Source organism: Clostridium puniceum (genome assembly GCF_002006345.1).
GTDB lineage: Bacteria > Bacillota > Clostridia > Clostridiales > Clostridiaceae > Clostridium > Clostridium puniceum.
This window is the reverse complement of record NZ_LZZM01000218.1, coordinates 1-26883: the sequence shown is the minus strand read 5'-3', so window position 1 is coordinate 26883 and position 26883 is coordinate 1. Positions and strand designations below refer to the sequence as shown.

The window sequence follows — 26883 nt, the reverse complement described above, 5'->3', positions numbered from 1 at the left end:
CTACTTTAAAAACCTATATTTATGTGTAAGCATGGCATATACTTGGATAATAATCTTAGGAGCAGACTGTTCTAAGAATAAAAAAAGTAAAATTATAGGTGCTACAAAAAAGATACATAATAAAGTTATTAGAATATATAGCTTATTTACTTCTGGTATGAAATTGTTCAATAGATGTTATGATTCTTCTGACAAGAAGTACAAGCTCAGATTTGATTTTGTACTTTATGATATATAAATTATTCAATTAGGAAATAATTCCTTCAAATGTTCAAAGGGGACGTTTGATTATTTTTACTTCAATAAATTTCATATTTATATGAATATATATGATTATAAGATTTTTATTTTATTAATTACCATTGTAATTATAATGAAATATATAAATTATTTAGAAATTAAGTGTACTTAATACAAATGACTGTCCGTAAGTCAGCATCCTCCTCTTCCTTTCTTGCTTTTTCCGTCATAGATTTTTATGTAATTCATAAACTTCATCACAACAAAATTCTATAAATAATATAATGTACTTATATGCAGCAGGATATTGCGGATAAGTCAATTGGTAATTTTCAATTTTATTTTACTTTATAAACAGCTTCACCTTTTTTACTATTGTATACAAAAAACATCACAAACTCAATTTCTCTTGAATAATGCGATATTTCAAAATAATATTTATTTTTACAAATTCATAATAAAATATTTAAACTTAACATGTTTGATTTATGTTTTTAACATTACCAACACTCATAATGTATTATATCTTCAAGGCTCTTTCTTGGACGAGCTTTGGGAGTTTCATTAGGGTAACCAACAGTTATAACTCCGACTACATATTTATCGGAAGGTACATTTAGAACGGGCCTAATTTCTTCTTGCATAAAATCAGCAACCCAGCATGCCCCTAATCCTAAATTATTAGCTTGTAGTAACATGTATCCTACTGAGATTGAAGTATCTCTAATTATTCGTTTTACTTCATCTTGTGGGCTATTATCATCTAAATATATATCTACATCTTCTTTTATTCTACAACGTATATCTGCAACACATACAATGAAAACAGGCGCTGTTAGCATCCACTTTTGATTATTAGAAGCCTTACTTATTTTTTGTTTCATCTCTTCTGATTTTACTAATATATAGCGCCAAGGTTGTGTATTATTACCTGACGGAGCAAGCCTTGCACTTTCAAGTAGCTCAGTTATTTTTTCATTTTCAATTGTTTTATCAATATACTTTCTTACACTTCTACGCATTTCAATTTCTTTAATCATATATTATATTCCACTCCTTCGATAATATTTTAGTACGTTTTAATTTACCATTATGAATCAATTATAATATATTTTATTAATATATCATTATTCGATTTTCAATTAAATTCTTTTAAAAATCTTTTAATCTCAGAGGGTTCATAATCCTTATTATTTACTTCTTTTACACATCTATGTATAATGTTCAATAATCAGAAACATGACTTAATGTTGCTTTTTTAACTAATTGAAATAGCCATTGCCTTATTTCTTCCGCAACAGCTATTTAACCATAATTTTAACCTTATGTAATTCCAAAATCCCAACTATTAAAGTTTCTATCTAAATTTCAAATTTATTTATCTCATCATTTAAATTTTGAGAAATCTCTTCTAATTTTATTGCAAAATCTGATACTTCTTCTGAATTTGCTAACATTTCTTCTGAAGATGCAGCTATTTCTTCTGCTGATGCAGAAGTTTCTTGCGATACTGCTGTTATATTATCCATAGTTTCAACTATTGAGTTTTTTGATTCCATAGTTGTTTGCAAAGATTTCTTTGTCTCTTCTACATAAGGTCCTATGTTTGATAATGAATTTAACATATCATTAAAGGCATCTCTAGTACTTTTAACTGTACTTGATTGTTTATCAACTAAATTAGTTACACTATTGGAATTATCTAATACGCTTTGTGTCTCACTACTTATTGATTCTACTAATCTTTGTATTTGTCCTGTTGATTCCTTTGATTGTTCTGCTAATTTTCTCACTTCCTCTGACACAACTGCAAAACCTTTTCCTACTTCCCCTGCTCTTGCTGCTTCTATGGCCGCATTCAAGGCTAAAAGATTAGTTTGTTCTGAAATTCCATTAATAACATTTGTAATATTTCCAACCTTTGATACACTAGCATTAAGATTATTAATTTTAATTGCTTGTTCATCAAATGAAATTTTTACTTCTTCTATTGATTTCAATAAAATATCTATTTGTTGTTTTCCTACTATAGCCTTTTCTTCTGTCAAGGAAGAACTATCTTTTACTCCATTAACCTTATCATATATGTTATCTAATTCATCTGATAGCTTTAAAATATTATTTGATATATCTACCAAATCACTAGCTTGCTCTAATGTTCCTTGTGATACCCCTTGTATCGAACTTGTAACATCGCTAGTAGTTATAGTCATTTGTTTAGAATTTGAACTTAAGCTTGAGGACATATCTCTTACTTCAGAGGAACTATCTTTTATAGTTTTCATAGTATCTTTTAAGTATTTTGTCATAGTATCAAAACTATCATATAATATTCCAATTTCATCGGTACTATTAATTTCAACATTGTGTCTTAAATCACCTTGAGCTATTTTTCCAGCTGCAAATACTAATTTATTCAAAGGATTTGTTATTCCTTTTGATACCTTTAGTAAAATAAATGCTGATATTATGAATATTATTAATGAAATCGCAATTATAATAATAAGCACGTTATTAATTGTATCTTTAACTGTTTTCATAGAAATTCCTATGTCTATAGCTCCTAATAACTTATCTTCACCATGTACAGGAATTAATACATCATATACTTCTATTCCATCATGTACATATATTGATGAATAAGGTTTACCATCTACTGCTGATGTTTTGCTTCCAATATCATTAACCTTTTCACCGATTTTACTAACCTCACTATTAGCTACTTGAACTAAATTGGTGTCAATAAACACAGCATATACAATACTTTTATCTTCAGTCAATTTTTCAACTAAAGTTTGAGTCTCAATTTCTTTGCTTAAGCTTTGAACCTTGTTTGCAATTAAACCTATCTGTACCATTCCCACCCCAGTTTTTGATACATATCCATATTTATAATAATCGTTTGTTTCTTTACTTTTTCTTATATCCTCAACAAAAAAATCCTTGTCACCTTTTAATACAGGATAACATATATGATTACTATCAAAAGCAGAACCGATACTAGTTGGTAAACTTGAATAAATAATTTTTCCACTAGTATCAGTATAATTTATTTCATCGATTTCGAATTGTTTTGCTAAATTAGTTAAATATTCATTATTTACTTTATCAGAATTATTTAAAATAAATGAACCTGTTGTTCTAATTTTATCTGAAATAGATTGATTTATGGACTCCATAGATTTATTATTAATTTCTATTTGAGATTGAATTTGCTTTCCTAAATTCATCCCATCTGTTTCCATCTGACTTATTAAACTTTTTTCAGTAATTACTATACAATTAATAGTTATAACAGTTATAGAAATAAAAATACTTATTAATGGAATAGCTAAGATCTTAAATTTTATGGAACTTTTCTTTTTTTTCATGATGCACATCCTTCTAATTTTCAATTTTCCTTCATACTTATAAATATGTATCTTATGTATAATTTCAGATTAAAATATAAATAGTCACTGTCTAAATAGGCTAACAAAATGAATATTTTTCTCCGTATTTTTATATTTTACACATAATTATACTATATTTCAATTTTTTAATCTATTTTTTTACATCTATTTGGCAAAATATTTACTTTTAAGCAAAACCAATACAACTAAAACTCGATTACTTATTTTTATTAAAATACAATTAAATTTGTACTTTTTCAGAATTCACATTTTTATTTTCACAAAAAATGAGCTGAGATAAAACTAAATATATTAGTTTTATAGCAGCTCATTTTGCAGTTTCATGCTTAAAAATTTATAATCACTATTTTATAATATATATGTTCTAAAAAATTTTGTTCATTAAGATTTAATTTCTATATTAGAGTGATTGGATAAGACAACCAACTAAATTATGAACTTTCTTAATTAGAACTTATTATAGTTCAATAATTATTTTTATTAGATATAGACAATAATAACTTTTTAAAAATAAATGTTTTGTTTCATAAAATTGCTTTAGATATTTATTATATATTATATTCTTCTAAAACTCATATAATATATTGCTTTTTATTTAGGTTCATTCTTCTCTTTTTCTACTTTTCTCCAATGATAAGCAAATGTAGGTAATGCAACTATTACAACTGCAATTGATTTTGCAACACTCTTTTTACTCTCAATATTACGATTTTCTTCATATCTTTTTTGATTTTGTTCATAATTTTCCTGTTCTTCTGCTGATAAGCTATCTGTTTTTTCAGGCGGAAGCATTTCATAATAATTAGTTGGGAACATGACATCGGTGATGTTCTGAACAGTAAAAATAACTCCCATAAGTATCATCATTAATGAAACAAAACATACAAGATAAAGGTACACATTTCTTAATTTTAACATAGCTAACACCTCATCTTTCATTATGAATGCTTTAGAAAAAAATTACTGAAAGAATTATAATACCCAAAACACACAATGTAATTATTTCTACAGCATTTCACTCTTTATTATGTGTTAATAACCTAATTATAATTATTTTATTTTCTCTTCAAACTCAACCTCTTTAATGACATTCTTTCCTGTTATATTTAAAGTGGAATTTAAGAAACTAATCAATATATGCTTTTGTTCTTTTATACTAAATAGTTTTTGAAATACCTATCATTTTTAGTATCTAATATTTTAGTCATAATTATTCCCTCCACTTATTATTTTCTTTGTATTATTTACTTCTTGCTCTCTTTTCATAAGAATAAAAGTTGAACCAGAAAATAATAACTGGAAATCCATCAAATATTTTAACTTATCTATATGCTAGCTTTTACATTCTTAACTCTTCATTTTGACTTATTAATCTCTATTAGCTTTTATAATATTTTCATAAAAAATTCTGTAATTTACGTATGTACAAAAAAATCCCCACACGGTAAGTCATGTGAGGACTAATATTATTTTTCTTTATCAACTTCTTCATAATCAACATCAATAATGTCTCCATTAGTATAGCTGTCACTTGAGTTTTCAAAGCTATCTTCATTATTATGTTCACTTTTAAATTCTGAATTATTTAAAGCATCTCTTTCTTTAAAGACACTTCTAATTTTTATTATACCGTATGCTATAACTCCAGCAAGTATAAGCCATGGAAGGATCTTTATAAATACTATTCCTGCTAAAACTACTACACAAATTGTCACAATCATATATATATACTTTTTAATTTGTCCATTCATTATAATCAACCTCTACATTGCTTAGTTTTAGATCCTTAAAGAAATATAACTATATCTTCCTTAAATTCGACCTATTTAGTTTCAATTATACATTAAGAATATAAACTTTACAATGTATGTACTAAAATGTAACCTCTGCAGATTTTCTATTAGGAATAAATTTATATACTAGAAATGTTGTTACTATAAGTAATGCTGTAACTACTAATCCACCTTCTGGTCCAAAACTTCCTCCATTAATTAAATTAGGGCTGACAACTTTTATACTATATATTGACTCTGTAGTACTTCCACTTACTAAAAAACCAAAAATATCTCCTTGAAAGTAATTCCAAGTTATGTGGTAACCTATGCACATCCATATATTTTTAGTTTTCATAAACAAATATCCCATTAATATCCCAAATAAAAATAAGTTAATATATGCTAATAAACTTATTCCACCATTCATAGAATGCATTAATGAAAAAATTATTGCTGAAACTACAACAGGAATCCATGATTTTTTAGTTTGTTTTAAAACCGTCATGCAATATCCTCTGCAAAATAACTCTTCATTAATTCCAACAAAAATAAATATAATCAGTTGAGTAATCAGTACGCCAGAAAACTTAGGACTTCCAAAACTATTTACCATTTCCACTGACTTCGTTATAAGCAATATAAATGCTACTATTGTAAAAGATACTGCACCAATTAATAATCCTACACATAAATCTTTCCAACTACTTTTTATATTAGTCAATCCAATTTCTCTCACTTTACCCTTATCCCATATTTTCCAAAATAAAATGACTAATAATATTAAACTTATACATTGTATTAATTGCAAGCATACTGCTGGAAAATTACTCATGCCAGAAAATTGTTTTTGTATATACTGCATAAACTTTACTTGATCTGATAAAACCTCTGAATGATTAACCACAATAATTACCCCATATCCCACACTGAAAATAAATGTAGCTATTGTTGTTGTAACAATAAATGATATAAAAATAAGTCCTATTTTCCACCCAGATCTTGTTTTATTCTCTGCATTTTTAAAAATCTTCATTTTTCCCTCCATCTCAAATTATATAATTTAACTTAATTTTTTATTTCTATACTCTTATATTTGAATTCTAATTAAATTATTACATTAAAATTATGCATATAATTTAATATATAAGTTCTAATTAATAAATTTCATTCTCTTAAAAGTTAGCCTGCTTGCAATTATTAAAAGTACAGAATCAGTTTGAATGAATAAACTTTTTTAAAACATATATATATATATATTCCAATTAAGTTTATATAGAAAAGTTAGTTCTATATGCTAATGCTCATATGGTTTTTATTGCAACATATATATTTAGTTTATTTGTTGGAATAATTGATTATTATTGAAATTCATTTATTTGTATTAACTATAGTTTGCCATTATATTTATATTAATTAATTTTTAATATATATTTTCACTATAGAAATGTACTCTATATTTTTAGTTCATTAATAATTATAACTTTCTTCTTATAATTATTGATTAAAATCCTTAAGATAATTATTTTGTCTTCCTTCTCATACCAACCTTTATTAGAAAAATGTTATTACTATACACTATAAAGTCCTGAGTACACCTAAAAAAGTAGTGCCTCTCGGAACGCTCCTAGAGGTACTACTTATAATATATTCTTACTTTCTTAAAAATTGATTAACAGCTATTCCAGCTTGTATTCCTTCATTTATTGCAGTTACAACTAATGATTGACCACGTCTAGCATCACCTGTTGAAAATACTTTAGGAACATTAGTTTTAAAATCTTTATCATCAGCCTTTATATTAGTTCTTGCATCTGATTCTACTCCAAAAGCTTCTTTAATATAGTTTTGTGAGCCTGTAAATCCCATTGCAAGTAATACAAGTTCTGCCTTCCAATTCTTTTCAGAACCTTTGACTGGTACTGGTCCAAATCTTTCATTTTCATCTTTCTTCCATTCGACTTTTACAGTATCAACACTTTCAAGATTTCCATCTTTATCAGCATGAATAGCTGTAACTGTAGTTAAATATTCTCTTGGATCTTTTCCATATAGGTCTATAAATTCTTCTTGGCCGTAATCAACTTTAAGAACCTTAGGCCATTCTGGCCATGGATTATTATCAGCTCTTTCCTTCGCTGGTTCTCCCATTATTTCAAATTGAACTAATGACGTGCATCCATGTCTAAGTGAAGTTCCAACACAGTCTGTTCCTGTATCTCCACCACCAATTACAATTACATTTTTATCTTTTGCAGAAATGTAGTTGTTATCTAAATGATTTGAATCTAACAAACTCTTAGTGTTAGCCTTTAAGAAGTCTACTGCAAAGTGAACCCCTTTAACATTTGTTCTTCCTTCTGCTTGAAGATCTCTAGGCTCTGATGCCCCTGTTGCAAGGATTACTGCATCATAATCATCTAAAATCTGCTTTGCATCATAGTTGTCCCCAACATTTGCATTATTTACAAATCTTACACCTTCTTCTGCCATAAGATGTACTCTTCTTAAAATAACATCTTTATCAAGCTTCATATTAGGAATTCCATACATTAATAATCCACCTGGTCTGTCACTTCTTTCAAATAAAGTAACCTTATGACCACACTTATTTAACGTATCAGCAGCTGCAAGCCCAGCTGGACCAGAACCGATTACTGCAACTGTTTTTCCTGTTCTCTTAAGAGGAGGATTTGCTTTTACTGTTCCGTTTTCAAAAGCAACATCAATTATAGATCTTTCCTGTTCTTTTATAGTAACTGCAGGACCATTTAATCCCGCTGTACATGCTGCTTCGCAAGGTGCTGGACACACTCTTCCAGTAAATTCTGGGAATGGATTAGTCTTATTTAGTCTTTCATAAGCTAATTCCCATTTCCCTCTATATACCAAATCATTCCATTCCGGAATTAAGTTGTGAAGTGGACATCCTGATACCATTCCAGAAAATAGTACTCCTGATTGACAGAATGGAATACCACAATCCATACATCTTGCACCTTGAATACATTGTTTTTCTAAAGGAAGTCTCTTATGAAATTCCTTATAGTCTTTTAATCTTTCCTTAGGTTCTCTATTTTTACCTTCTTCTCTATCATACTCTAAAAATCCTGTTGGTTTACCCATTTTATAACCCTCCTACATTCCTTTAATTTCTTGGAAAGTTTTAATTAATGCTTCATCCTCATCACATCCAAGATTCTTGTACTTTTCAACAGTTTCTATTACTCTCTTGTAATCTTTTGGAATTATCTTATGGAATTTAGATTTTTCTGTTTCAAAGTTGTATAATATTTTGTTTCCTTTAGGAGAGCCTGTAACTTTTACATGTTCTTCAATTAAGTTCTTTAATTCCGCTTCATCCTCTAAGCTTAACTCTTCCAACAAAATCATTTCTTCATTTATATTTATTCTGAAGTTTTCATCTTCTTCATAAAGGTATGCAATTCCACCACTCATACCAGCTGCAAAGTTAATTCCTGTTTTACCTAAAACAACGACTTTACCTCCTGTCATGTATTCTAATCCATGAGCTCCTACTCCTTCAACAACAGCAGTTGCACCTGAATTTCTAACACAGAATCTTTCTCCTGCAATACCATTTATAAATACTTTCCCTGAAGTTGCACCGTATAAAGCAACATTCCCAATTAATATATTATCTTCTGCTACAAATGTAGATTTCTTTGGAGGATATACTACGATCTTACCACCTGATAATCCCTTACCTAAGTAGTCATTAGCATCTCCTTCAACTTCAAAAGTTAGCCCTTTTGGAATAAATGAACCAAAACTTTGACCTGCTGCTCCATTACATTTAATAGTTATAGTATCATCTGGTAATCCATTTGATCCATTAACCTTAGTTACTTCTGACCCTAAAATAGTTCCAAGAGTTCTATCAGTATTAGTTATATCTACTTCGAAACTTACCTTTTCACCATTTGTTATAGCTTCTTTACATTTTTCTAAGAATAATTTTTCATCTAATACTTTGTTTAATTTAAAGTCATATTTCTTAGTTTCATCAAATTTAACTACTTTACCTTTATATTTATCTGGAGTGTAAAGTATAGAACTTAAATCAACACTCTTAGCTTTCCAGCCAAAAGCAGTTTCTCTTTGTTTAAGCCTGTCTACTCTACCAATCATTTCATCAAGTTTTCTAAATCCAAGACTTGCCATGATTTCTCTAAGTTCTTCAGCTATAAAGTACATAAAATTAACAACATATTTTGGCTTTCCTTTAAATCTCTTTCTTAACTCTTCATTTTGAGTTGCAACACCAACTGGACAAGTATCTAAATTACAAACTCTCATCATAACACAACCAAGTGCTACAAGTGGTGCAGTTGCAAATCCAAATTCTTCTGCTCCAAGTAATGCTGCAATAGCAACGTCACGTCCACTCATAAGCTTACCATCAACTTCTACTCTAACTCTTTCTCTTAAATCGTTAAGTAATAAGGTTTGATGGGCTTCAGCAAGCCCTAATTCCCATGGAAGACCAGCATTTTTAATAGAGTTCTTAGGTGATGCACCAGTTCCTCCATCATATCCTGAAATTAATATTACTTCTGCTCCCCCTTTAGCAACACCAGCTGCAACAGTACCAACTCCACATTCAGAAACTAGCTTAACAGACACTCTAGCACCAGTATTGGCATTCTTTAAATCATAAATTAACTGTGCTAAATCTTCTATTGAGTAAATATCATGATGTGGTGGTGGTGATATAAGTCCCACACCTGTAGTTGAATGTCTAGTTTTAGCAACCCATGGATAAACCTTAGTTCCTGGCAACTGACCACCTTCACCTGGTTTTGCTCCTTGTGCTAATTTTATTTGAAGTTCATCTGCATTAACTAAGTATTCAGAAGTTACTCCAAATCTACCAGATGCAATTTGCTTTATTGAAGATCTTTTTGAATCTCCGTTTTGATCAGGAGTCCATCTCTCAGCATCTTCTCCACCTTCACCAGTATTAGATCTACCACCGATTCTATTCATTGCAATAGCAAGTGCTTCATGAGCTTCTTTAGAAATTGAACCATAAGACATAGCCCCTGTTTTAAATCTCTTAACTATTTCTGCAACTGGTTCAACTTCCTCTAACGGAATTGCCTTAGAATTGTAGTTAAACTCTAATAATCCTCTTAAAGTTATTTCAGCTTTTTCATCATCTATTAAAGATGTGCATTCTTTAAATAATTCATAATTTCCTGTTCTTGTTGCTTCTTGGAGCTTGTGAACTGTTAATGGGTTATATAAATGCTTTTCTTGATCTCCATCTCCAGATCTAAGTTTTTCATATCCTGGTGAATCTAATGCAAAATTACTTGCATAAGTCTTTTCCCTAAATCCTTTTTCATGATTTATTTCGGCCTCTTTTTGAATTTCTTTTAATCCTATTCCATCAATTCTGCTTATAGTATTAGTAAAGTATCTATCTATAACTTCAGTACCAATACCTATAGCCTCAAATATTTGAGCCCCTTGATATGATTGTATTGTTGAAATACCCATCTTAGAAAGGATTTTAATTATACCTTTAAGTACTGCTTTATTGTAATTATAAACAGCTTGGTCATATTCTAAATTAAGTAATCCTTCTTCAATTAATCCTCTTAAAGTTTCATAAGCCATATATGGATTTACAGCTGATGCACCAAATCCAATTAAAGTAGCAAAATGATGAACTTCTCTTGGTTCTCCACTTTCTAATATTAGTCCAACTGATGTTCTTGTTCCTTTTTGAACTAAATATTGATGAAGTGCTGATACTGCAAGTAATGATGGAATTGGCACTTTAGCTTCGCAAACATTTCTATCAGATAAAATTAATATAGTATATCCTTTTTCATATGCCTCTTGTGCTTTTTCAAACAATCCATCTAACGCATCTTCTAAAGAACCACCTTTATCAAATACAATATCTATAACTTTCGATTTTAAATTTCCACTATTCATTGCTTTTATTTTTGCTAATTCAGTATCATTTATTATTGGTGAATCGAGCTTAAGCAATTCGCAGTTTGCTGGCTTGTCTTCTAATATATTTCCTTCTGGCCCTATATAAACATTAGAAGCTGTAACAATTTCTTCTCTAATAGCATCTATAGGTGGATTAGTTACTTGAGCAAATAATTGCTTGAAGTAATTAAACAATGGTTGTGACTCTTTAGATAATACTGCAAGCGGAACATCAACTCCCATTGCTGCAAGTGGTTCTGCTGCTGTTTCAGCCATTGGAAGCATTGTTGTTTTAACTTCCTCATAAGTATAACCAAAAGTTTTTTCTAATCTCTTTCTTGTTTCCTTATCATATTCAATTCTGAATTTCTTTCCATCTTTAACTTTATCTAAAGTTACTAAATTTTCTTTTAACCATTCTTCATAAGGATGTTCAGTTGCATAAGCATTCTTTAATTCTTCATCACTTATTACTTCTTTTTTAACAGTATCTACAAGTAACATTCTTCCTGGCATTAATCTGTCTTTCTTTTCAACAATTTCAGCTGGTATATCTAAAGCACCAACTTCTGAAGAAAGAATTAATCTTCTATCTTTAGTGATATAATATCTTGATGGTCTTAAACCATTTCTATCTAAAACTGCACCAACTTTTTCACCATCTGTAAATACGATAGCTGCTGGACCATCCCATGGTTCCATTAATGTAGCATTGTATTCATAAAAAGCTTTCTTTTCTTTATTCATAGTTTTACTCTTATACCATGGTTCTGGAATTGCCATCATAACTGCTCTAGTTAAGTCCATACCATTCATATATAAGAATTCTAAGTTATTATCAAAAATTGCAGAGTCTGATCCTTCTTTATTTATAATAGGTAATACTCTGTTTAAGTCTTTTCCAAGTACTCTAGATTTTACATTTGTTTCTCTAGAATAAACTTTATTAACATTTCCACGTAATGTATTAATTTCACCATTGTGAATCATAAACCTGTTTGGATGAGCTCTTTCCCAGCTTGGGAATGTATTAGTACTATATCTTGAATGAACTAATGCTAAAGATGTTTCCACTCTTTCATCTTCTAAGTCCTTATAGAATTCCCTTAATTGTGTAGATAAAAGCATACCTTTATATACAATTGTGTTTGATGAAAAAGATGCTATGTAAAAAGTTTCATTTAAGAATTTGCTTATCCATCCTGCTCTTTTTTCTATGTTTCTTCTGACAATATATAATTTTCTTTCAAAGTCTTTTCCTGATTTTATGCCATTAGGTCTCTTTACAAAAGCTTGCATTATTACAGGCATAGCTTCTAAAGATGCTTTTCCAAGTATTGATGAATTTGTTTGAACTTCTCTCCACCCAATTAGTTCAAGATTTTCATCCTTTGCTATATCTTCAAAAAGGCTCATAGCTTCTTTTCTTGCCTTTTCTTCTTGTGGTAAAAATACCATAGCAACTGCATAATCACCCTCATCACCAAGAGTTATCCCCTTTGATTTTAATTCTTCTTCAAAGAATTTATGAGGTATATTAAATAATATTCCAGCACCATCTCCTGTATTTTCATCAGCGCCTGTCCCACCTCTATGTTCTAATTTTTCTAAGATAGTTAAACAGTCTGATAAAATTGCATGAGATTTTTCACCATCAATATTCACTATAGTCCCAATTCCACAAGCATCATGTTCAAAACATGGATTATATAGCCCCTGTGCATTCGGATTATTGTTTTCCATTTAAAATTCCCCCTTGATATTAATAATATATTAAATTGTGCCTTATTTTGCTTGATAAGCTTGGCACTATTAATTTTCCTATAAGATAATACTAATACATTTATCTATAGCAAAACAACGAGTAAAAATATCCTTTTTTTCGATATCATTACTCGTATGGTTGCTATCTTTGTAAGTTATTCCATCTCACTTAATATTAAACTAGCAATATCTTTCATTCTTTTCCCAGAATCCATACTTATCTTCTGCATATATCTAAAAGCTTCAGTCTCTGTAAGTCCTGAAGTTGACATGAGCTGACCTTTAGCTTTTTCAATTAGCTTTCTATCTTCTAGAGTATGTTCTAATTTTTCAACTTGATCTCTTAACTTTTTAATTCTCTTTTTACCTTGAAAAATTAAATCAATTGCATTAGTTAAAAGTACATTAGAAATTTTAGTACCAATACAATATATATCAGTATCTTCTTCTATAAATGACTTATAAGGTTCATTTACAATAGCTAAAAAACTAGTTGTATCTACTAATGTTTCATAGATATCAAGTAAACTCATGTCCTTGAATTTATACCCAACTAAGACTAGGTCTGGGGAATATTGCATAACCAATCTAATTAATTCATTTCCTGAAGTACATAATGCTATGATTTCATAGCCTTCTTGTATTAGTAAACTCTTTAATTTATTTGCTGTCTCAATATTGCTTAAAGCTATAATAAGTTTTCCATTTTGAGCCATTGCAATCCCCACCTTAAATAATACTAATTGATATTACTAGATTAATATATATTAAGATAGTTTTTTATTTCCCAATCATGTACATCAATTCTATACTTATCCCACTCAATAGACTTTGCTTCAATATATTTACTAAAAATATGATCTCCTAAAGCTTTCTTCGCAAGTGAACTTTCTTTCATGAAATTAATAGCTTCATATAAATTGTTTGGTAAGTTATCAATGCCTTGTGCTTTTCTTTCTTCATCTGTCATATGGAATATATTAGCTTCTACTTGAGCTGGTGGTTGTAAATTTTCTTTAATACCTTCTAATCCAGCTTGCAATAAACACGCTAATACTAAATATGGATTTGAACTTGGATCTGGACATCTTAGTTCTATTCTAGTTCCAACACCTCTTGCAGCAGGTACTCTGATTAATGGAGTTCTGTTTTTGCAAGACCAAGCTAAATAAACTGGTGCTTCATATCCTGGCACTAATCTTTTATATGAGTTAACTAAAGGATTAGTGATAGCTGCAATTCCTTTTATATTCTTTAATAATCCAGCAATAAAATTATAAGCTACTCCGCTTAATCCATTAGGGTCTTTTTCATCAACGAAAGCATTCTTTCCATCTTTAAATAACGACATATTAACATGCATTCCTGAACCGTTAATACCAAAAATTGGTTTCGGCATAAATGATGCATATAATCCATGTCTTTGAGCAATAGATTTAACAACTAATTTAAATGTCATAATTCTATCTGCTGTAGTTAGTGCATCACCGTACTTAAAGTCAATTTCGTTTTGACCTTCAGCAACTTCATGGTGAGAAGCTTCAATTTCAAATCCCATGTCTTCTAAAGCTAAAGTCATATCACGTCTTGCATTTTCTCCCAAATCCGTAGGTGCTAAATCAAAATATCCACCTTTATCTTGAGTTTTAGTCGTTGCATTTCCATTATCATCAGTTTCAAATAAGAAAAATTCACACTCTGGTCCAACATTCATAGTATATCCAAGCTCAGCAGCTTCATCTAAGGCCTTCTTTAATATATATCTTGGATCTCCTTCAAATGGTGTTCCATCTGGTCTGTAAACATCACAAATTAATCTTGCTACTTTACCTTGTTGTGGTCTCCATGGAAATATTACAAAACTATCTAAGTTTGGTCTTAAATTCATGTCCGATTCTTCAATCCTAACGAATCCATCAATAGACGATCCATCAAACATGCACTCATTATTTAATGCCTTTTCTAGTTGTTTGTCTGTAATTGCTACGTTTTTTAATGCTCCAAAGATATCCGTAAATTGAAGTCTTATAAATTTAACTCCATTTTCCTTTACCAAATTAATAATATCTTCCTTTGAATACTTTGCCATCTTTTACACTCCCCCTTTTTGCTTTAAAAAAAGGCGCACAATAGAAATGTATACCATCTATCGAACGCCTTTGCTCAATTCATATAATAACACCATTATATATGCTTTTTTAGAATAAATCAAGGCATTTTTTTAAATAATTAATATTTTTGCTAGCAAAACTTTAAAAATTAAGGAATACGATGGTGTTTTCCTTATTTTCTAAAGTTTGTTATACATACTGATAATAAAAAAACGGACTCAATAAGAAGTATCCTTCCCATGACTCCGTTGTCAAAGCATAATGAAATTTATATTAATTATACAAATCCCTTTATACCCTGTCAATTATTAAGGAAAAACTTTTCATTAATAATAACTTTATTTTTTATTTTCAAATATAGTATATTAATTTTAAAATATTTAATACTCTATTTTTCTTTAAATTATATACCTTATTATTTTCTACTACTATTAACAAAATTCTCAAACTTTTAATATTTTCTTATTATAAATACACCATTTACAAATTACTTCATATTATTAATAATTCTCTTGAACATTCTTCGATAAATTGCTACAATCTTATATGTAAAATTTATAAAATCATATAAATATGGGGGCTATAATTATGAGTACAATTGTAACAAAATTTGGTGGAAGTTCACTAGCTGATGCCAGCCAATTTAAAAAAGTTAAGAACATAATATTATCTAATGATGAAAGAAGATACGTAGTACCTTCAGCACCTGGGAAAAGAAATTCTAAAGATTCAAAGATAACAGACTTATTGTATCTTTGCCATGCCCATGTTTCTACTGGAATATCTTTTGATGATGTATTTAATCATATAAAAGATAGATATTGTGCCATTGTTAGTGATTTAGATCTAACTTTTAACATTCGTGAACATTTAGATATTGTGAAAAAAGATCTTGAAGACGGGGCTTCAAGTGATTATGCTGCAAGTAGAGGGGAATACTTAAACGGATTAATTCTTGCTAACTACTTAGGTTTTGAATTTATAGATGCTAAGGATGTTATGATTTTTAATAATGATGGTTCTTTAGATTCTGAAGCAACTGCTTCAACTCTTAAGGCTAGATTAGCTATAACTCCAAAAGCTGTAATTCCAGGTTTTTATGGAGCTGATAAAGAAAGTAATATAATCACCTTTTCAAGAGGTGGTTCTGATGTTACTGGTGCTTTAGTTGCTGCAAGCATTGATGCTGACCTTTATGAAAATTGGACAGATGTTTCTGGTTTCTTAATGGCAGATCCTAGAATAATTCAAAATCCAAAGCCAATAAGTAAAATTACTTATTCAGAACTTAGAGAACTTTCTTATATGGGAGCTTCTGTACTACATGAAGATGCAATATTCCCAGTAAGAGAAATCGGTATTCCAATAAATATAAAAAACACAAACAAACCTGAAGATGAAGGTACATTTATAGTAAAAGACACAGATATTTCTTCAAAACCAACTGCTATAACTGGTATTGCTGGCAAAAAAGATTTTACAGTAATTTCACTTTCTAAAGCATCCATGAATTCTGAACTTGGCTTCTGCAGAAAATTATTATCAATTTTAGAACAACATAATATTTCATTTGAAAATATGCCTTCTGGAATAGATACTGTATGTCTTGTGATTTCAGATTCTCAATTAAAAAATAAAAAGGATGCTGTATTAGAAGAAATAAAAAGAACATGTAATCCTGATAATATAGAAGTTCATCCAAACATGGCTATGATTGCAACAGTTGGCCGTGGAATGGCTAAACAAAGAGGAACCGCTGCTAAAATATTTACATCTCTTTCAAATGCTGAAATTAACATCAGAATGATTGACCAAGGCTCTAGTGAAATGAATATCTTAGTTGGTATAGAAAATGATAATTTCGAAAAAGGAATTGTTGCAATATATAATGCTTTTAACTAAAATATATTTTTAACAAATTCAGATATTGAAAGAGGTGTAGTCACTATGAAACTACACCTCTTTATTATTAACTATTCTTATCTTACGTATTTCAAATGTTTTTATACTATTTCATTAGTTTTTTTTAGTTTGCTTTTTAAAATTTCAATAACAGCCGGCATTATTGAAATCAATATTATAGCTATTACTACTACTGAAAAATTATCTCTTACTACTGGAATATTTCCAAAGAAATATCCAAAACCAGAAACTCCAACTACCCATAGCGCTCCACCTATTGCATTAAATGTAATGAAATTTTTATATTTCATCTTGCCTATTCCAGCCACAAATGGTGCTAGAGTACGAACTATTGGAATAAATCTTGCAAATATTATTGTTTTTCCACCATACTTTTCATAAAAACTATTAGTTTTATCAAGATGTTCTTGTTTTATAAGACGCCCTCCACTAACTTTAATCAGCTTATTTCCAAAAATTCTGCCTATTTCGTAATTTACTGTATCACCAAAAATTGCTGCAACCATTAAAATTCCTACTAATGCATATATATTAAGCATTCCCATTGCAGCAAAAGTAGCCGCTGCAAAAATTAAAGAATCTCCTGGTAAAAATGGTGTTACCACTAAACCTGTTTCTAAAAATATTATAGCAAACAATATTAAATATGTTTCAAATCCATAATTATTTATAACCGTACCTAAATGCTTGTCAAGATGCAGAAACATATCTATTAAATAAGAAAATGCACTCACTCTTATTCCTCCTAAATTTTATTTTCTTTTATTATATAACATTTTCTTTGATATATTGCTAATTTAATTAAATTTTAATTTTTTATTTAATTATTGAAAGAATTTTAGATACATTTGTATTAGCTCATTTCCATATAACATAGAAACTATAGTCCCAATTCCTATAAAAGGACCAAAAGCTATTTTATCTCTCGCACCTTTTAATTTTAATAATAATACAATTATTCCTGTTATTCCACCAAATATAATTGCTATAAATAAATTTAATAATATTAACTTAACTCCTAAAAATAATCCACAAAATGCTGCAATTTCAATGTCACCTTCCCCCATTCCATGGGTAATAGAAACAATTAATCCTATAATTCCAAAACCTATTAATCCTCCAAATATAAAATCAATACTTATTGTCTTATCACTTAAAGCTTGTGCTATTATAAAAATCATGCCTATAAATCCTGCAAATATTGTTGTAGATGTATAGACAAACTGAGTTTTTAAATCTATAATTCCAATAACAATTAAAATTGATGCAAGAATACAATATTTTAATGAAAGAATTGTTAATCCAAATTTAAGATATATAATTAAATATAAAATCCCATTTAAACTTTCAATTAGAGGATATCTTATAGATATCTTCTCTTTACAATATCTGCACTTTCCCTTGAGAAAAACATAGCTAAATATCGGAAATAAATCTAAAGATTTTAATTTACGATTACAGCTTCCACAATGAGAAGGAGGATATATAATTGATTCTTCTCTAGGAATTCTATATATGCACACATTTAAAAAACTACCAACAACTAATCCTAAAATTACTACAATGATATAATCCATAAGCTTCTTCTCCTTACAATAATTAATTGAAAATTAAAATTACTTAATATGCTAATATGCTTAGATATTTTTTATTTCCTTTTTTTATAAATTAAGTCTTCTCTACAAAATATTTTTAACTCCATATTCTTTTATTCTATTTTAATTTCCAAAACTTAGAGCTCTGCTATTTTCCCATAATTTTACTTTTAGACAATAAATATATTTTAATACCAATTCAATTGATTTGCAATATTTTTTCTTTCAATATTAAATTAGTTTTATATTATTACAATTTAGTCACAATATTGTTATAATATTTATACAATTATTTCATATAATACTATTATAAAGCAGTTCAAATATATTTTCCCTTACGAAAAACACTTAAAAAAATGGCTTATTCCCTTAATAAGTCATTTTTTATGATTTTAGAGTACTTTGAGCTTGCCTATTCACACTATCCTTCAGTGAATTCTGGAAAGATTTCAATCACGATTTTAAATTATAATTGTAATATATATTATAGTAAAATCTAGTTATTATTTTGTTGCTGTAGCCAAGAATATTCCAGTCTTTGTGAAATCTCCTTTAATAGATATGCCTATTGCATTTAATTTTGTATCTTCTATCTTAATATTTTTAAATTTTGCACCTTCTAACCATTCCCTTATTTCATTTTCATTGAATCCTAACCATTCATCATGCATTTCTTCCTTAGCCCATTCACCATTATGCTTGTAAACATCTGAAATCACCAATTTTCCTTCATTTTTTAATACTCTATACATCTCATTTATGCTTTTGCTGGGATTTATTATATGATGAAGAGCCATATTTATAGTAATTACATCTAATGATTCGTCGAATAAAACCAACTCATCTAATGTAGATTTTATTAGATATATATTATTAAAATTTTGTTTAATACTTTCTTTTTTTACTTCCTTAAGCATATTTTGTGATTGGTCTATTGCAAAAACAATATTTGGATTTTTACTAGCAAGTCCTAGTGAAATAAATCCGGTCCCACATCCTAAATCTCCTACTACCTTATTTTTGATATCAAGTTTTTGCAATATTTTTTCTCTCACTTCATCTTTAAAATATTGACTTCGTATTTTGTTCCAATTTTCTGCAATACCATCAAAATACTCCTTTGAGTCCATTATACTTTCTCCTTTATAATTACTTTCAATAAAGTTTATTTTTACACTATGCCTATATAACTACTTGGTTTTATTATAAATTATGCATACATAAAATTATTGTTACTATACTTTTAATAAATATATTGCACTACAGATTTGTTTGTATATCTACTTTATCAGATTAATATTCATTAATGGAATAGTTCTGATACTTATTTAAAATATATTTACATTCTTTATAGACTTTCATTATTTTCTTTGCTTCATGATCCATAAAAATATATAAAAATTCATGTATTTATAAAATTGACTAAACTTATTTTAGTACATTTAAAACAAAAAAATCTCTTAATAATTAATATTAAATTCTACTTATTGAAGTTTTTTTGATTTTAATCGAAAAGGAGCATCGCTCTTGATTAAAAATTAATCATTTTGCCATGCTCCTTTTCAATATATATTTTTTATTATCTAATATTTTTTCTTTAATTATGTTTCATTCTAATTTTATTTCTATTTAAAATAATACATATTAATTCGCTAATTAATAATTAACTTTCATCAAAGTAATATGAACACTAGAATTTTCATTACTATTGGTATCGCCTACCATTAAAAAACTACCATCTAGATTTTTTGTAATTTTGCGAGAGTAATCATACGCATTATATTCTGTAGTTTCATAATCCCATACCTTATTTCCAGATAAATCAGTCTTTATAACTTGTAAATCTTTATCAGTAGAAAAAGCACTGCCATTAACATTACCAAAAAGCATAAATCCATCAGTATCTAGTTCAACAGAGTCAATACTCCAATCATTTAATGTCTTTGACCATAATAAATTACCTGCGGAATTTGTTTTAAGTAATACTCCTTTGTAATTAATCATTCCTGCAATTATAAAGCTTCCATCTTTGGTAACTTTTAGATCTTTAGGCATTCCGTCTGCAGCCCCAACTGATTTTTTCCATAATAAATTACCATTTTTATTAACCTTAACTAAATAATTATAACTTTTAGTAGTAGTGCTAGTGGAAGCAGCCGGAAGGAAAGCTGTTCCAAGAATTATATATCCACCGTCAACTGTTTGTTGAACAGATCGACCAAAATCATCTTTTGAATTTCCATCATCATAGCTATATGAAAAAATAACATTTCCATCTTCATCAATTTTGCATAGATAAACATCATATTTAGTAGTATCTGACCTTGAAGAACCACAAATTATAAAATTACCATCTTTAGTTGGTTCAATAGATGTTAACTCCTTTGCATTAGAAAGAACTTTGTCCCATACTAGATTTCCTTCTGAATCTAATTTAACTACATGCCCAGAACTAGAAACAGCTATATAACTGTTATCACTGGTTTGCTGAATCGAATTTCCAACCCCTGCTTTAGGTATTGCTTTTTGCCAAGTTTTATTTTGATTAGAATCTAATTTTGCTACGTATAAACCATAGACTCCATCACTATTTCCTTCGCCACATATAATCGCTCCTGCACCAGTAGTAACTTCTATATCACGAGATACAGCCTTTACATCATCAAATACGGTTTGAAATTCAACATATGGAATAGCTGTTGCAAATGTATTTTGTGAAAATGCCCCAAATGTGAAAAATGAAGTGGTAACTAAAATTGTAGATAATAATGTTTTAATTTTTTTGTTCATAAAAATCCCCCTCTTTATTGTAAATATAATTAATTTCTCCCACTTTTTTCATTATATTATATAATATTTAACAATGCAAGCAAAAAAAGGGTTACCGTGCCAATATAACAAGAACTAAATATAAAGATGTAGAAAATTTGTAATCATCCTTATTTAAATGTTTATCATATTTTAAATTCTTTTAATAATTTATCTAAAATAATGGCTTTTTAATATATTCACTATAAATTAACCATAGTGGTTATCCTTTACAATGTCTATTCCTAAAATTAAAGTATTTGTAACCATTATTATGTTATTAATTTAAGTTAACCTCCTGATATGAATGTTTTCTCGTCTTACAAATGACAAAATATATTTATATTAGAATTTTTTATTTCTTACAAAGTTCAAAACTCTTTATTACAGGAATACTTATATAATAAATTTAGATTGATAAATTGAATTTTTATTTATAAAACTCCTGCCATTATAAATCGCTTATCTTCCACCAACTATATCAAGATCTAATAAATTATAATTACCTACTGTTTCTATGTCACGAGAATGCATATCAAATCTTTCAATCTTTTAATTTTCATTAATATACATCATTATTTATTAATTTTTTACAGTTTTCCCTTGATTTTTCCATTATGCAGTTGTATTATAAGTGTGTAATTGACATTAATTGGAAACAAAATTTTTTTTTCTCAATTTGTCTTTTAAAATAAAAGGGGGATTTTCATGTTAAAAAAATTTTTAGGAATCACATTAACTATCTTCTTATGTTTACCATCAAGTGTAGCATTTGCAAATAGTAATGTTGATTCATCAAGCGAAGAATTTACCACTTTCACAAAAACTCTTAGCAATAGTTCTGACCAAAATAGTGACTATCAAAAACTCTTAAGCGATACAAACGTAGAAACCCAAAATAAATCAGATTATTTATTAACCTCCGAACAAATTGTTGATGGTAGCATACAAAAAGGAGATTCTATTAAAACTGATGTAAACAGAGCTTTATTAAGTAGTTTACAGAAATCAAATGAAGAAAAAAGCAACTTTATAAATAGTAAGAATATTACAAGTATTTCAAATATAGAGACCTCTACAATCTCTTCTCCTGTAGAAACTACCACCTCTCCTGCTGTCACCGCTAAGCCAATTGCTCAACTAAGATACACTATTTTAAATCCAGCATCTTTAAAAAATGGACAAATTACTACAGATACTCAAATTGGATGGTTATGGTCTTATAATGGACAAAATTATACTTATGATCCAAATGGATATCAAATTACTCAAATGAATATTGATGGAACTCCCGGTGTAAGTGACTCTATTATAGGAACATTAATAGGTAATATTGGATTCGCCACTCAATTTAAAACACCAGGTCAATATATATTGAAATTTAAATGCATGAATGACCATAATATATGGTCTGATGAATGGAGTATTACTATATCTGTTGAACCAACAGATAATAACACTAGACCTCAATGTGTTCTTAATTATTCTGCATTAAGTGGAAATACAGATACAGAATTTTTCTTTAGCTGGGCTAACTCAAAAGATAACGATAAGAATGACTCACTAAAAAATGTACAAAGTTTCGTAATAATAGATGGAGAAACTCATCTACTCTATGATTATGCTTTAATTAAAGGTGATAATTCTTGCATAGTAAAATTTAAAGATCCTGGCACTTATCTAATAATGGTTAGAGTAAGTGATTCTCACGGCGCTTGGTCTAATTGGGTTGGCTCTGATCTTGTTGTCACAGCTTCTACACGTACAACACCTACAAAAAACACACCAACACCTAATAATATTTCTATTGATAAGGTAATGTCAAAAATTCGCACTAACCCTAAAAATAACACTCCGTACACTAACCCAGATGATTATGTAGGTACAGAGGCTTATAACCGTACTTTTCCTTCTAGTTCTGAATATCTTACTTCTTGTACAGACAATTTAGGTTATTTTCATAATTATTATAGGCTAAAACTTGTTCAAACTAAATATCCTGCTAATCCTTTAAGTTACGATGACGTTTATTTAATATATGACGATGAATTTTTGACTTCTAATGAATATCGTAATGGATATTTTGGTACATGGTTTCCAGAAAACTCAATTAAGTTTAAAGATGGAGTAATGACTGCTAATGTAGGATATCAAATGTTTCACGATGAAAAATTTGGCGAACATAAAAAATTCTATGTATTTGATTTTTATACCGCAAAAGACTATACTATTACGTATTTTGATGGTTATGACATCGAACATCCATATTCTATTTGCTCCGATATGACTGATAATACTAGAATAGTATATGAACAACGTGGATTCCATCGTTATAGCATAGATAGACAAACTGGTAAAACAAGTATAATCTCCTAATGTTATTAATGATATCAATCGGTAAGCACCGTGAATTTGTTACAAAATCTAATTAATTTATAAATATAATAAATTTTTAATAAACCTTTATAGATTCTTTTAATTTAGAATTTCTACTTTAATTAGGAGATGATTTCTGTATTGAACAGGAGTCATCTTTTTATAATATTGATATATTATGATTACATATCTTTTATACCTTATCTATTATCTTTTAGTATTTTAGCTTTAATGGTTTCCCAATGTTTCTTGATATGCTCGCGAAGTTCATCGGTCTTCATTTCATCAACACCGTGACTACCTTTATTGCTAATTACTCTTTTAAGTGCCAAAAGCATATTATTTCTTTCTAGAACTTCTTCAAGTAATCTACTAGTATCAAATGCTTCATCGTTTACGCTTTCCCTATTTGGTAAAACCATAGAATTACTCGGCACCTTTGATTTACCTTGAAGTTCCACTTCTACTTCCATCACTTGATCTCTATATTGAGTTTTCTGCTTTCTTTGTAATTTCTTTGATTTATCCAAAGTTGTAAACCTCCTAATGTTCAGTCCTTCGTCCGCTATCGCGTTTAGCGAAGTTACTATGACTTCTGCTGACTTCTGATAAATTCAGTTATATATCACTATATAAGTTGTACTTTGAAATTCAATTCATTTAGTACCTATCTATCAGACCTCCCCAGGTAAGACCACGTACTTTCACCTCATCCATCTGCCACTTTTACTCTTTCTGTTTCGGATAGTTATTGGGCTTTACTTTGTTTTGCAAGTTTACCCACAGAATTGAGCCTCAAATATGATTCGTGTACCTCAGACCAAGGCTTTGCCGCCGACTTCCTTCAGATTCCACCTCGCGATGGACACCCTTGTCTTAAGCTAATGGTTGGCACTATCAGCCCCCATTACGGACTTTCACCGATTAGTACGTGCCCATGCTGGGCACACAAAATAAAGGTAAACTATGTATTTCTACATAATCTACCCATAAATTAACTATTGAAATTAATAATCGTAGTTAGCTCCAAAGTTATTGTCCCAGTAAATTATTCCGTTTACTTTATATGATACTGCATAATGGAATTTACCTATTGTATTTTCATTTAGTGTTAAAGTAGTTCCCCATAATTCACTTCCATCTTCATTTGTAGAAACATAAATTAGCGGCACATCTTTAAAGCTATTATTGTCCCAGTTATTTTCAGTGTATCTAACTTTCATATTTTTAACATAATTTAAATTTTTTATATTTACTCTTATTTCATAATTTGATGGATTTTTATATTCAGGGCCAATCGGATTCACTCCGATCACTGCTGCTCCTAAAATGTTTTTATTTGTATAATTATTACCATTATTATTATCCCAGTATGTTTCTCCATTAACCTGATATTTTATAGCATATTCAATGCTACTTCCTACATAAGAAAGATCTACCTTCCATATTTTTGATCCATCTCCTAATGTATTTACATAACTACCTGAATAATCTTTCCACTCTTCTGAATTCTCTGAATCTATGCCATGAATTGCAACACTTTCATTATCACCATTAACATTTGTCTTTATATATATAGTACGATAATCTCCTATATAATACGGATTATTATAAGTGTAATATAATTCAACCGGTTTTTCTGCTGCTTTTACTACTTTTATGCTATTATCCATAATAAGCAATGTTGAAAATATAAATATCATCAATGTAAACAAATAACATTTCTTCGTATATCTAGATAAATTCATAAAACCACATCCTTAAAAATTTATTATAGTCGACTATATTGTTATGTTATTATTCATTACTGTATAAGTCAATATACCCATTATATAGAAAACAAGTCTAATATATGTATGTAAACAATTAATTTATTCCATATGATGTAAAAGAGTTTATTTTCATCATATATGACAACTTATATCTATCAATTAATATATAATTTATGTATATTGTGTAATAAGTTTACTGTTGCTTATACTTATTATTTGGTATTTGACTACAGCCACCTCGCTTTAAAATAACTGTTAACGGAACCATTTGCGATTTTTTGTCCATCGCTAAGTTCACCTGTTAATTGCAAAGTTTCGTCGTTTGTCTGCTCAATCAATTGCTTAATTGAAAAAGGCTTGAAATTAATCAAGCCTCAATTTTAGATATATAAATTTTATTTTAGGTATTTTAACAGTAATCCCTCTTTGCGAGAAAACTTTCTTAGCTACTTCTATTGCATTAAGAAGTCGAGGAAACCCAATATAAGAAAGTAGCTGAATAAAAGTTTTAATAATTTCTTCTGTGTCAAGCATGCTGTTAAACCAGTATTCAAGCTGTGGTAGTGTCCCTTGAGTCACAAGCGACGAAATCGTAACCAAAGAACGTTGCTTGTTATCTAATCCTGAACAGGTATAGATATCACCATAAGTAAAGTCCATCAATTTATTCACGCCTTTTTGATAGCGATTTGTTTTCATATTCAAATTCCTCCAAAATAATATTTTTTCTTCTCAATCTACGTTTATTTTTTGATTAATTAGAGTTTTATTGCATAAGTATTTGCATATTTTCGGCACCTATTTTTAACTATAGCTTGTCTTAAATCAGATATATTTTATCGAGTTGACCCTGGCATTTTCTGAAGTAATAATTTATCAAATTCATTTACTTCATTCATATGTCACCTTCCTAGCTTCATTTTTATTTTTGCATAACAAAAGACACCTACATTTTGAACTGCACCCTTTCAAGTAGATAGATTAAAAAATTAAAATTTAAGCTGATAATGTCTGATTTCGATATTCAATTGGAGTCAGACCTTTTAAATTTTTCTGTAGCCTTTTTGTATTATAAAAAACTATGTATTCATCGATTGCTTGTTCCAGTTCTTCATATGTATAAAACTTTTGCAGAT

The 26883-nt window shown here is 28.8% G+C and carries 19 protein-coding genes and 1 pseudogene; 3 read left to right on the top strand and 17 right to left on the bottom strand.

The genetic code is table 11. The annotated features are described in order from the left end of the window. Window positions 1-238, top strand: a pseudogene (locus CLPUN_RS22850) (IS4 family transposase); the annotation flags it as partial. A gap of 502 nt (window positions 239-740) precedes the next feature. Here CLPUN_RS22850 and CLPUN_RS22845 read toward each other — a convergent pair. The 9 genes from CLPUN_RS22845 to glnA form a co-directional block, all read right to left on the bottom strand. Beyond that, entirely contained in the window at window positions 741-1280 is a 540-nt protein-coding gene (locus tag CLPUN_RS22845; protein WP_077849524.1) for a nitroreductase family protein, read from the bottom strand. A gap of 321 nt (window positions 1281-1601) precedes the next feature. After that, complete coding sequence (locus CLPUN_RS22840) at window positions 1602-3611, bottom strand: methyl-accepting chemotaxis protein (RefSeq protein ID WP_077849523.1); 2010 nt, start codon at window positions 3609-3611, stop codon at window positions 1602-1604. 633 nt (window positions 3612-4244) lie between these two features. Next, entirely contained in the window at window positions 4245-4571 is a 327-nt protein-coding gene (locus tag CLPUN_RS22835; RefSeq protein WP_077849522.1) for a hypothetical protein, read from the bottom strand. Window positions 4572-5119: 548 nt separating this feature from the next. Beyond that, complete coding sequence (locus CLPUN_RS22830) at window positions 5120-5404, bottom strand: hypothetical protein (RefSeq protein ID WP_077849521.1); 285 nt, start codon at window positions 5402-5404, stop codon at window positions 5120-5122. Window positions 5405-5525: 121 nt separating this feature from the next. Beyond that, on the bottom strand, window positions 5526-6461 hold the full coding sequence (locus tag CLPUN_RS22825; protein WP_077849520.1) for a CPBP family intramembrane glutamic endopeptidase: 936 nt from the start codon (window positions 6459-6461) through the stop codon (window positions 5526-5528). A gap of 617 nt (window positions 6462-7078) precedes the next feature. Next, window positions 7079-8551: a glutamate synthase subunit beta gene (locus tag CLPUN_RS22820; RefSeq protein WP_077849519.1), complete on the bottom strand. Its 1473-nt coding sequence runs from the start codon at window positions 8549-8551 to the stop codon at window positions 7079-7081. Between the two features lie 12 nt (window positions 8552-8563). Then, entirely contained in the window at window positions 8564-13141 is a 4578-nt protein-coding gene (gene gltB, locus CLPUN_RS22815; RefSeq protein WP_077849518.1) for a glutamate synthase large subunit, read from the bottom strand. A gap of 176 nt (window positions 13142-13317) precedes the next feature. Beyond that, complete coding sequence (locus tag CLPUN_RS22810) at window positions 13318-13878, bottom strand: ANTAR domain-containing response regulator (RefSeq protein WP_077849517.1); 561 nt, start codon at window positions 13876-13878, stop codon at window positions 13318-13320. A 41-nt stretch (window positions 13879-13919) separates the two neighbouring features. Continuing rightward, window positions 13920-15251 carry a type I glutamate--ammonia ligase gene (glnA, locus tag CLPUN_RS22805; RefSeq protein WP_077849516.1) on the bottom strand — a complete coding sequence of 444 codons (1332 nt, stop codon included), beginning with the start codon at window positions 15249-15251 and terminating at the stop codon, window positions 13920-13922. A gap of 610 nt (window positions 15252-15861) precedes the next feature. Here glnA and CLPUN_RS22800 point away from each other — a divergent pair. Beyond that, window positions 15862-17175, top strand: a complete 1314-nt coding sequence (locus CLPUN_RS22800) for an aspartate kinase (protein WP_077849515.1) — start codon at window positions 15862-15864, stop codon at window positions 17173-17175. 101 nt (window positions 17176-17276) lie between these two features. Here CLPUN_RS22800 and CLPUN_RS22795 read toward each other — a convergent pair whose 3' ends face one another. From CLPUN_RS22795 to CLPUN_RS22780, 4 genes are all read right to left on the bottom strand, one after another. Continuing rightward, entirely contained in the window at window positions 17277-17930 is a 654-nt protein-coding gene (locus CLPUN_RS22795) for a DedA family protein (RefSeq protein ID WP_077849514.1), read from the bottom strand. A 90-nt stretch (window positions 17931-18020) separates the two neighbouring features. Next, window positions 18021-18773 carry a prepilin peptidase gene (locus CLPUN_RS22790; RefSeq protein ID WP_077849513.1) on the bottom strand — a complete coding sequence of 251 codons (753 nt, stop codon included), beginning with the start codon at window positions 18771-18773 and terminating at the stop codon, window positions 18021-18023. Between the two features lie 521 nt (window positions 18774-19294). Beyond that, window positions 19295-19921 carry a class I SAM-dependent methyltransferase gene (locus tag CLPUN_RS22785; RefSeq protein WP_077849512.1) on the bottom strand — a complete coding sequence of 209 codons (627 nt, stop codon included), beginning with the start codon at window positions 19919-19921 and terminating at the stop codon, window positions 19295-19297. Window positions 19922-20447: 526 nt separating this feature from the next. Next, window positions 20448-21581, bottom strand: a complete 1134-nt coding sequence (locus CLPUN_RS22780) for an outer membrane protein assembly factor BamB family protein (protein WP_077849511.1) — start codon at window positions 21579-21581, stop codon at window positions 20448-20450. A gap of 726 nt (window positions 21582-22307) precedes the next feature. On the opposite strand from CLPUN_RS22780, the gene CLPUN_RS22775 reads away from it, so the two are divergent. Next, the gene (locus tag CLPUN_RS22775; RefSeq protein ID WP_077849510.1) at window positions 22308-23975 is read left to right on the top strand and encodes a hypothetical protein; all 1668 of its coding nucleotides are present in this window, start codon (window positions 22308-22310) and stop codon (window positions 23973-23975) included. Between the two features lie 200 nt (window positions 23976-24175). On the opposite strand, the gene CLPUN_RS22770 is transcribed toward CLPUN_RS22775, so the two are convergent. The 4 genes from CLPUN_RS22770 to CLPUN_RS22755 all read right to left on the bottom strand — a co-directional run bounded on the left by CLPUN_RS22770 (window position 24176) and on the right by CLPUN_RS22755 (window position 26881). Further along, on the bottom strand, window positions 24176-24505 hold the full coding sequence (locus CLPUN_RS22770) for a hypothetical protein (RefSeq protein ID WP_242954235.1): 330 nt from the start codon (window positions 24503-24505) through the stop codon (window positions 24176-24178). Window positions 24506-24982: 477 nt separating this feature from the next. Continuing rightward, on the bottom strand, window positions 24983-25723 hold the full coding sequence (locus CLPUN_RS22765) for a hypothetical protein (protein WP_077849509.1): 741 nt from the start codon (window positions 25721-25723) through the stop codon (window positions 24983-24985). Between the two features lie 387 nt (window positions 25724-26110). After that, window positions 26111-26446 carry a carboxymuconolactone decarboxylase family protein gene (locus tag CLPUN_RS22760; RefSeq protein WP_077849508.1) on the bottom strand — a complete coding sequence of 112 codons (336 nt, stop codon included), beginning with the start codon at window positions 26444-26446 and terminating at the stop codon, window positions 26111-26113. 297 nt (window positions 26447-26743) lie between these two features. Continuing rightward, on the bottom strand, window positions 26744-26881 hold the full coding sequence (locus CLPUN_RS22755) for an IS3 family transposase (RefSeq protein ID WP_077845801.1): 138 nt from the start codon (window positions 26879-26881) through the stop codon (window positions 26744-26746). Between the last annotated feature and the right edge of the window lie 2 nt (window positions 26882-26883).

Excerpts from the sequence above, each read along its gene's own strand:
- CLPUN_RS22785 (WP_077849512.1), bottom strand. The coding sequence starts at position 19,921 with ATGGACTCAAAGGAGTATTTTGATGGTATTGCAGAAAATTGGAACAAA.
- gltB (WP_077849518.1), bottom strand. The coding sequence starts at position 13,141 with ATGGAAAACAATAATCCGAATGCACAGGGGCTATATAATCCATGTTTT.
- CLPUN_RS22845 (WP_077849524.1), bottom strand. The coding sequence starts at position 1,280 with ATGATTAAAGAAATTGAAATGCGTAGAAGTGTAAGAAAGTATATTGAT.
- CLPUN_RS22835 (WP_077849522.1), bottom strand. The coding sequence starts at position 4,571 with ATGTTAAAATTAAGAAATGTGTACCTTTATCTTGTATGTTTTGTTTCA.
- CLPUN_RS22820 (WP_077849519.1), bottom strand. The coding sequence starts at position 8,551 with ATGGGTAAACCAACAGGATTTTTAGAGTATGATAGAGAAGAAGGTAAA.
- CLPUN_RS22760 (WP_077849508.1), bottom strand. The coding sequence starts at position 26,446 with ATGAAAACAAATCGCTATCAAAAAGGCGTGAATAAATTGATGGACTTT.
- CLPUN_RS22810 (WP_077849517.1), bottom strand. The coding sequence starts at position 13,878 with ATGGCTCAAAATGGAAAACTTATTATAGCTTTAAGCAATATTGAGACA.
- CLPUN_RS22775 (WP_077849510.1), top strand. The coding sequence starts at position 22,308 with ATGTTAAAAAAATTTTTAGGAATCACATTAACTATCTTCTTATGTTTA.
- CLPUN_RS22800 (WP_077849515.1), top strand. The coding sequence starts at position 15,862 with ATGAGTACAATTGTAACAAAATTTGGTGGAAGTTCACTAGCTGATGCC.
- CLPUN_RS22825 (WP_077849520.1), bottom strand. The coding sequence starts at position 6,461 with ATGAAGATTTTTAAAAATGCAGAGAATAAAACAAGATCTGGGTGGAAA.
- CLPUN_RS22790 (WP_077849513.1), bottom strand. The coding sequence starts at position 18,773 with ATGGATTATATCATTGTAGTAATTTTAGGATTAGTTGTTGGTAGTTTT.
- glnA (WP_077849516.1), bottom strand. The coding sequence starts at position 15,251 with ATGGCAAAGTATTCAAAGGAAGATATTATTAATTTGGTAAAGGAAAAT.
- CLPUN_RS22780 (WP_077849511.1), bottom strand. The coding sequence starts at position 21,581 with ATGAACAAAAAAATTAAAACATTATTATCTACAATTTTAGTTACCACT.
- CLPUN_RS22765 (WP_077849509.1), bottom strand. The coding sequence starts at position 25,723 with ATGAATTTATCTAGATATACGAAGAAATGTTATTTGTTTACATTGATG.
- CLPUN_RS22830 (WP_077849521.1), bottom strand. The coding sequence starts at position 5,404 with ATGAATGGACAAATTAAAAAGTATATATATATGATTGTGACAATTTGT.
- CLPUN_RS22840 (WP_077849523.1), bottom strand. The coding sequence starts at position 3,611 with ATGAAAAAAAAGAAAAGTTCCATAAAATTTAAGATCTTAGCTATTCCA.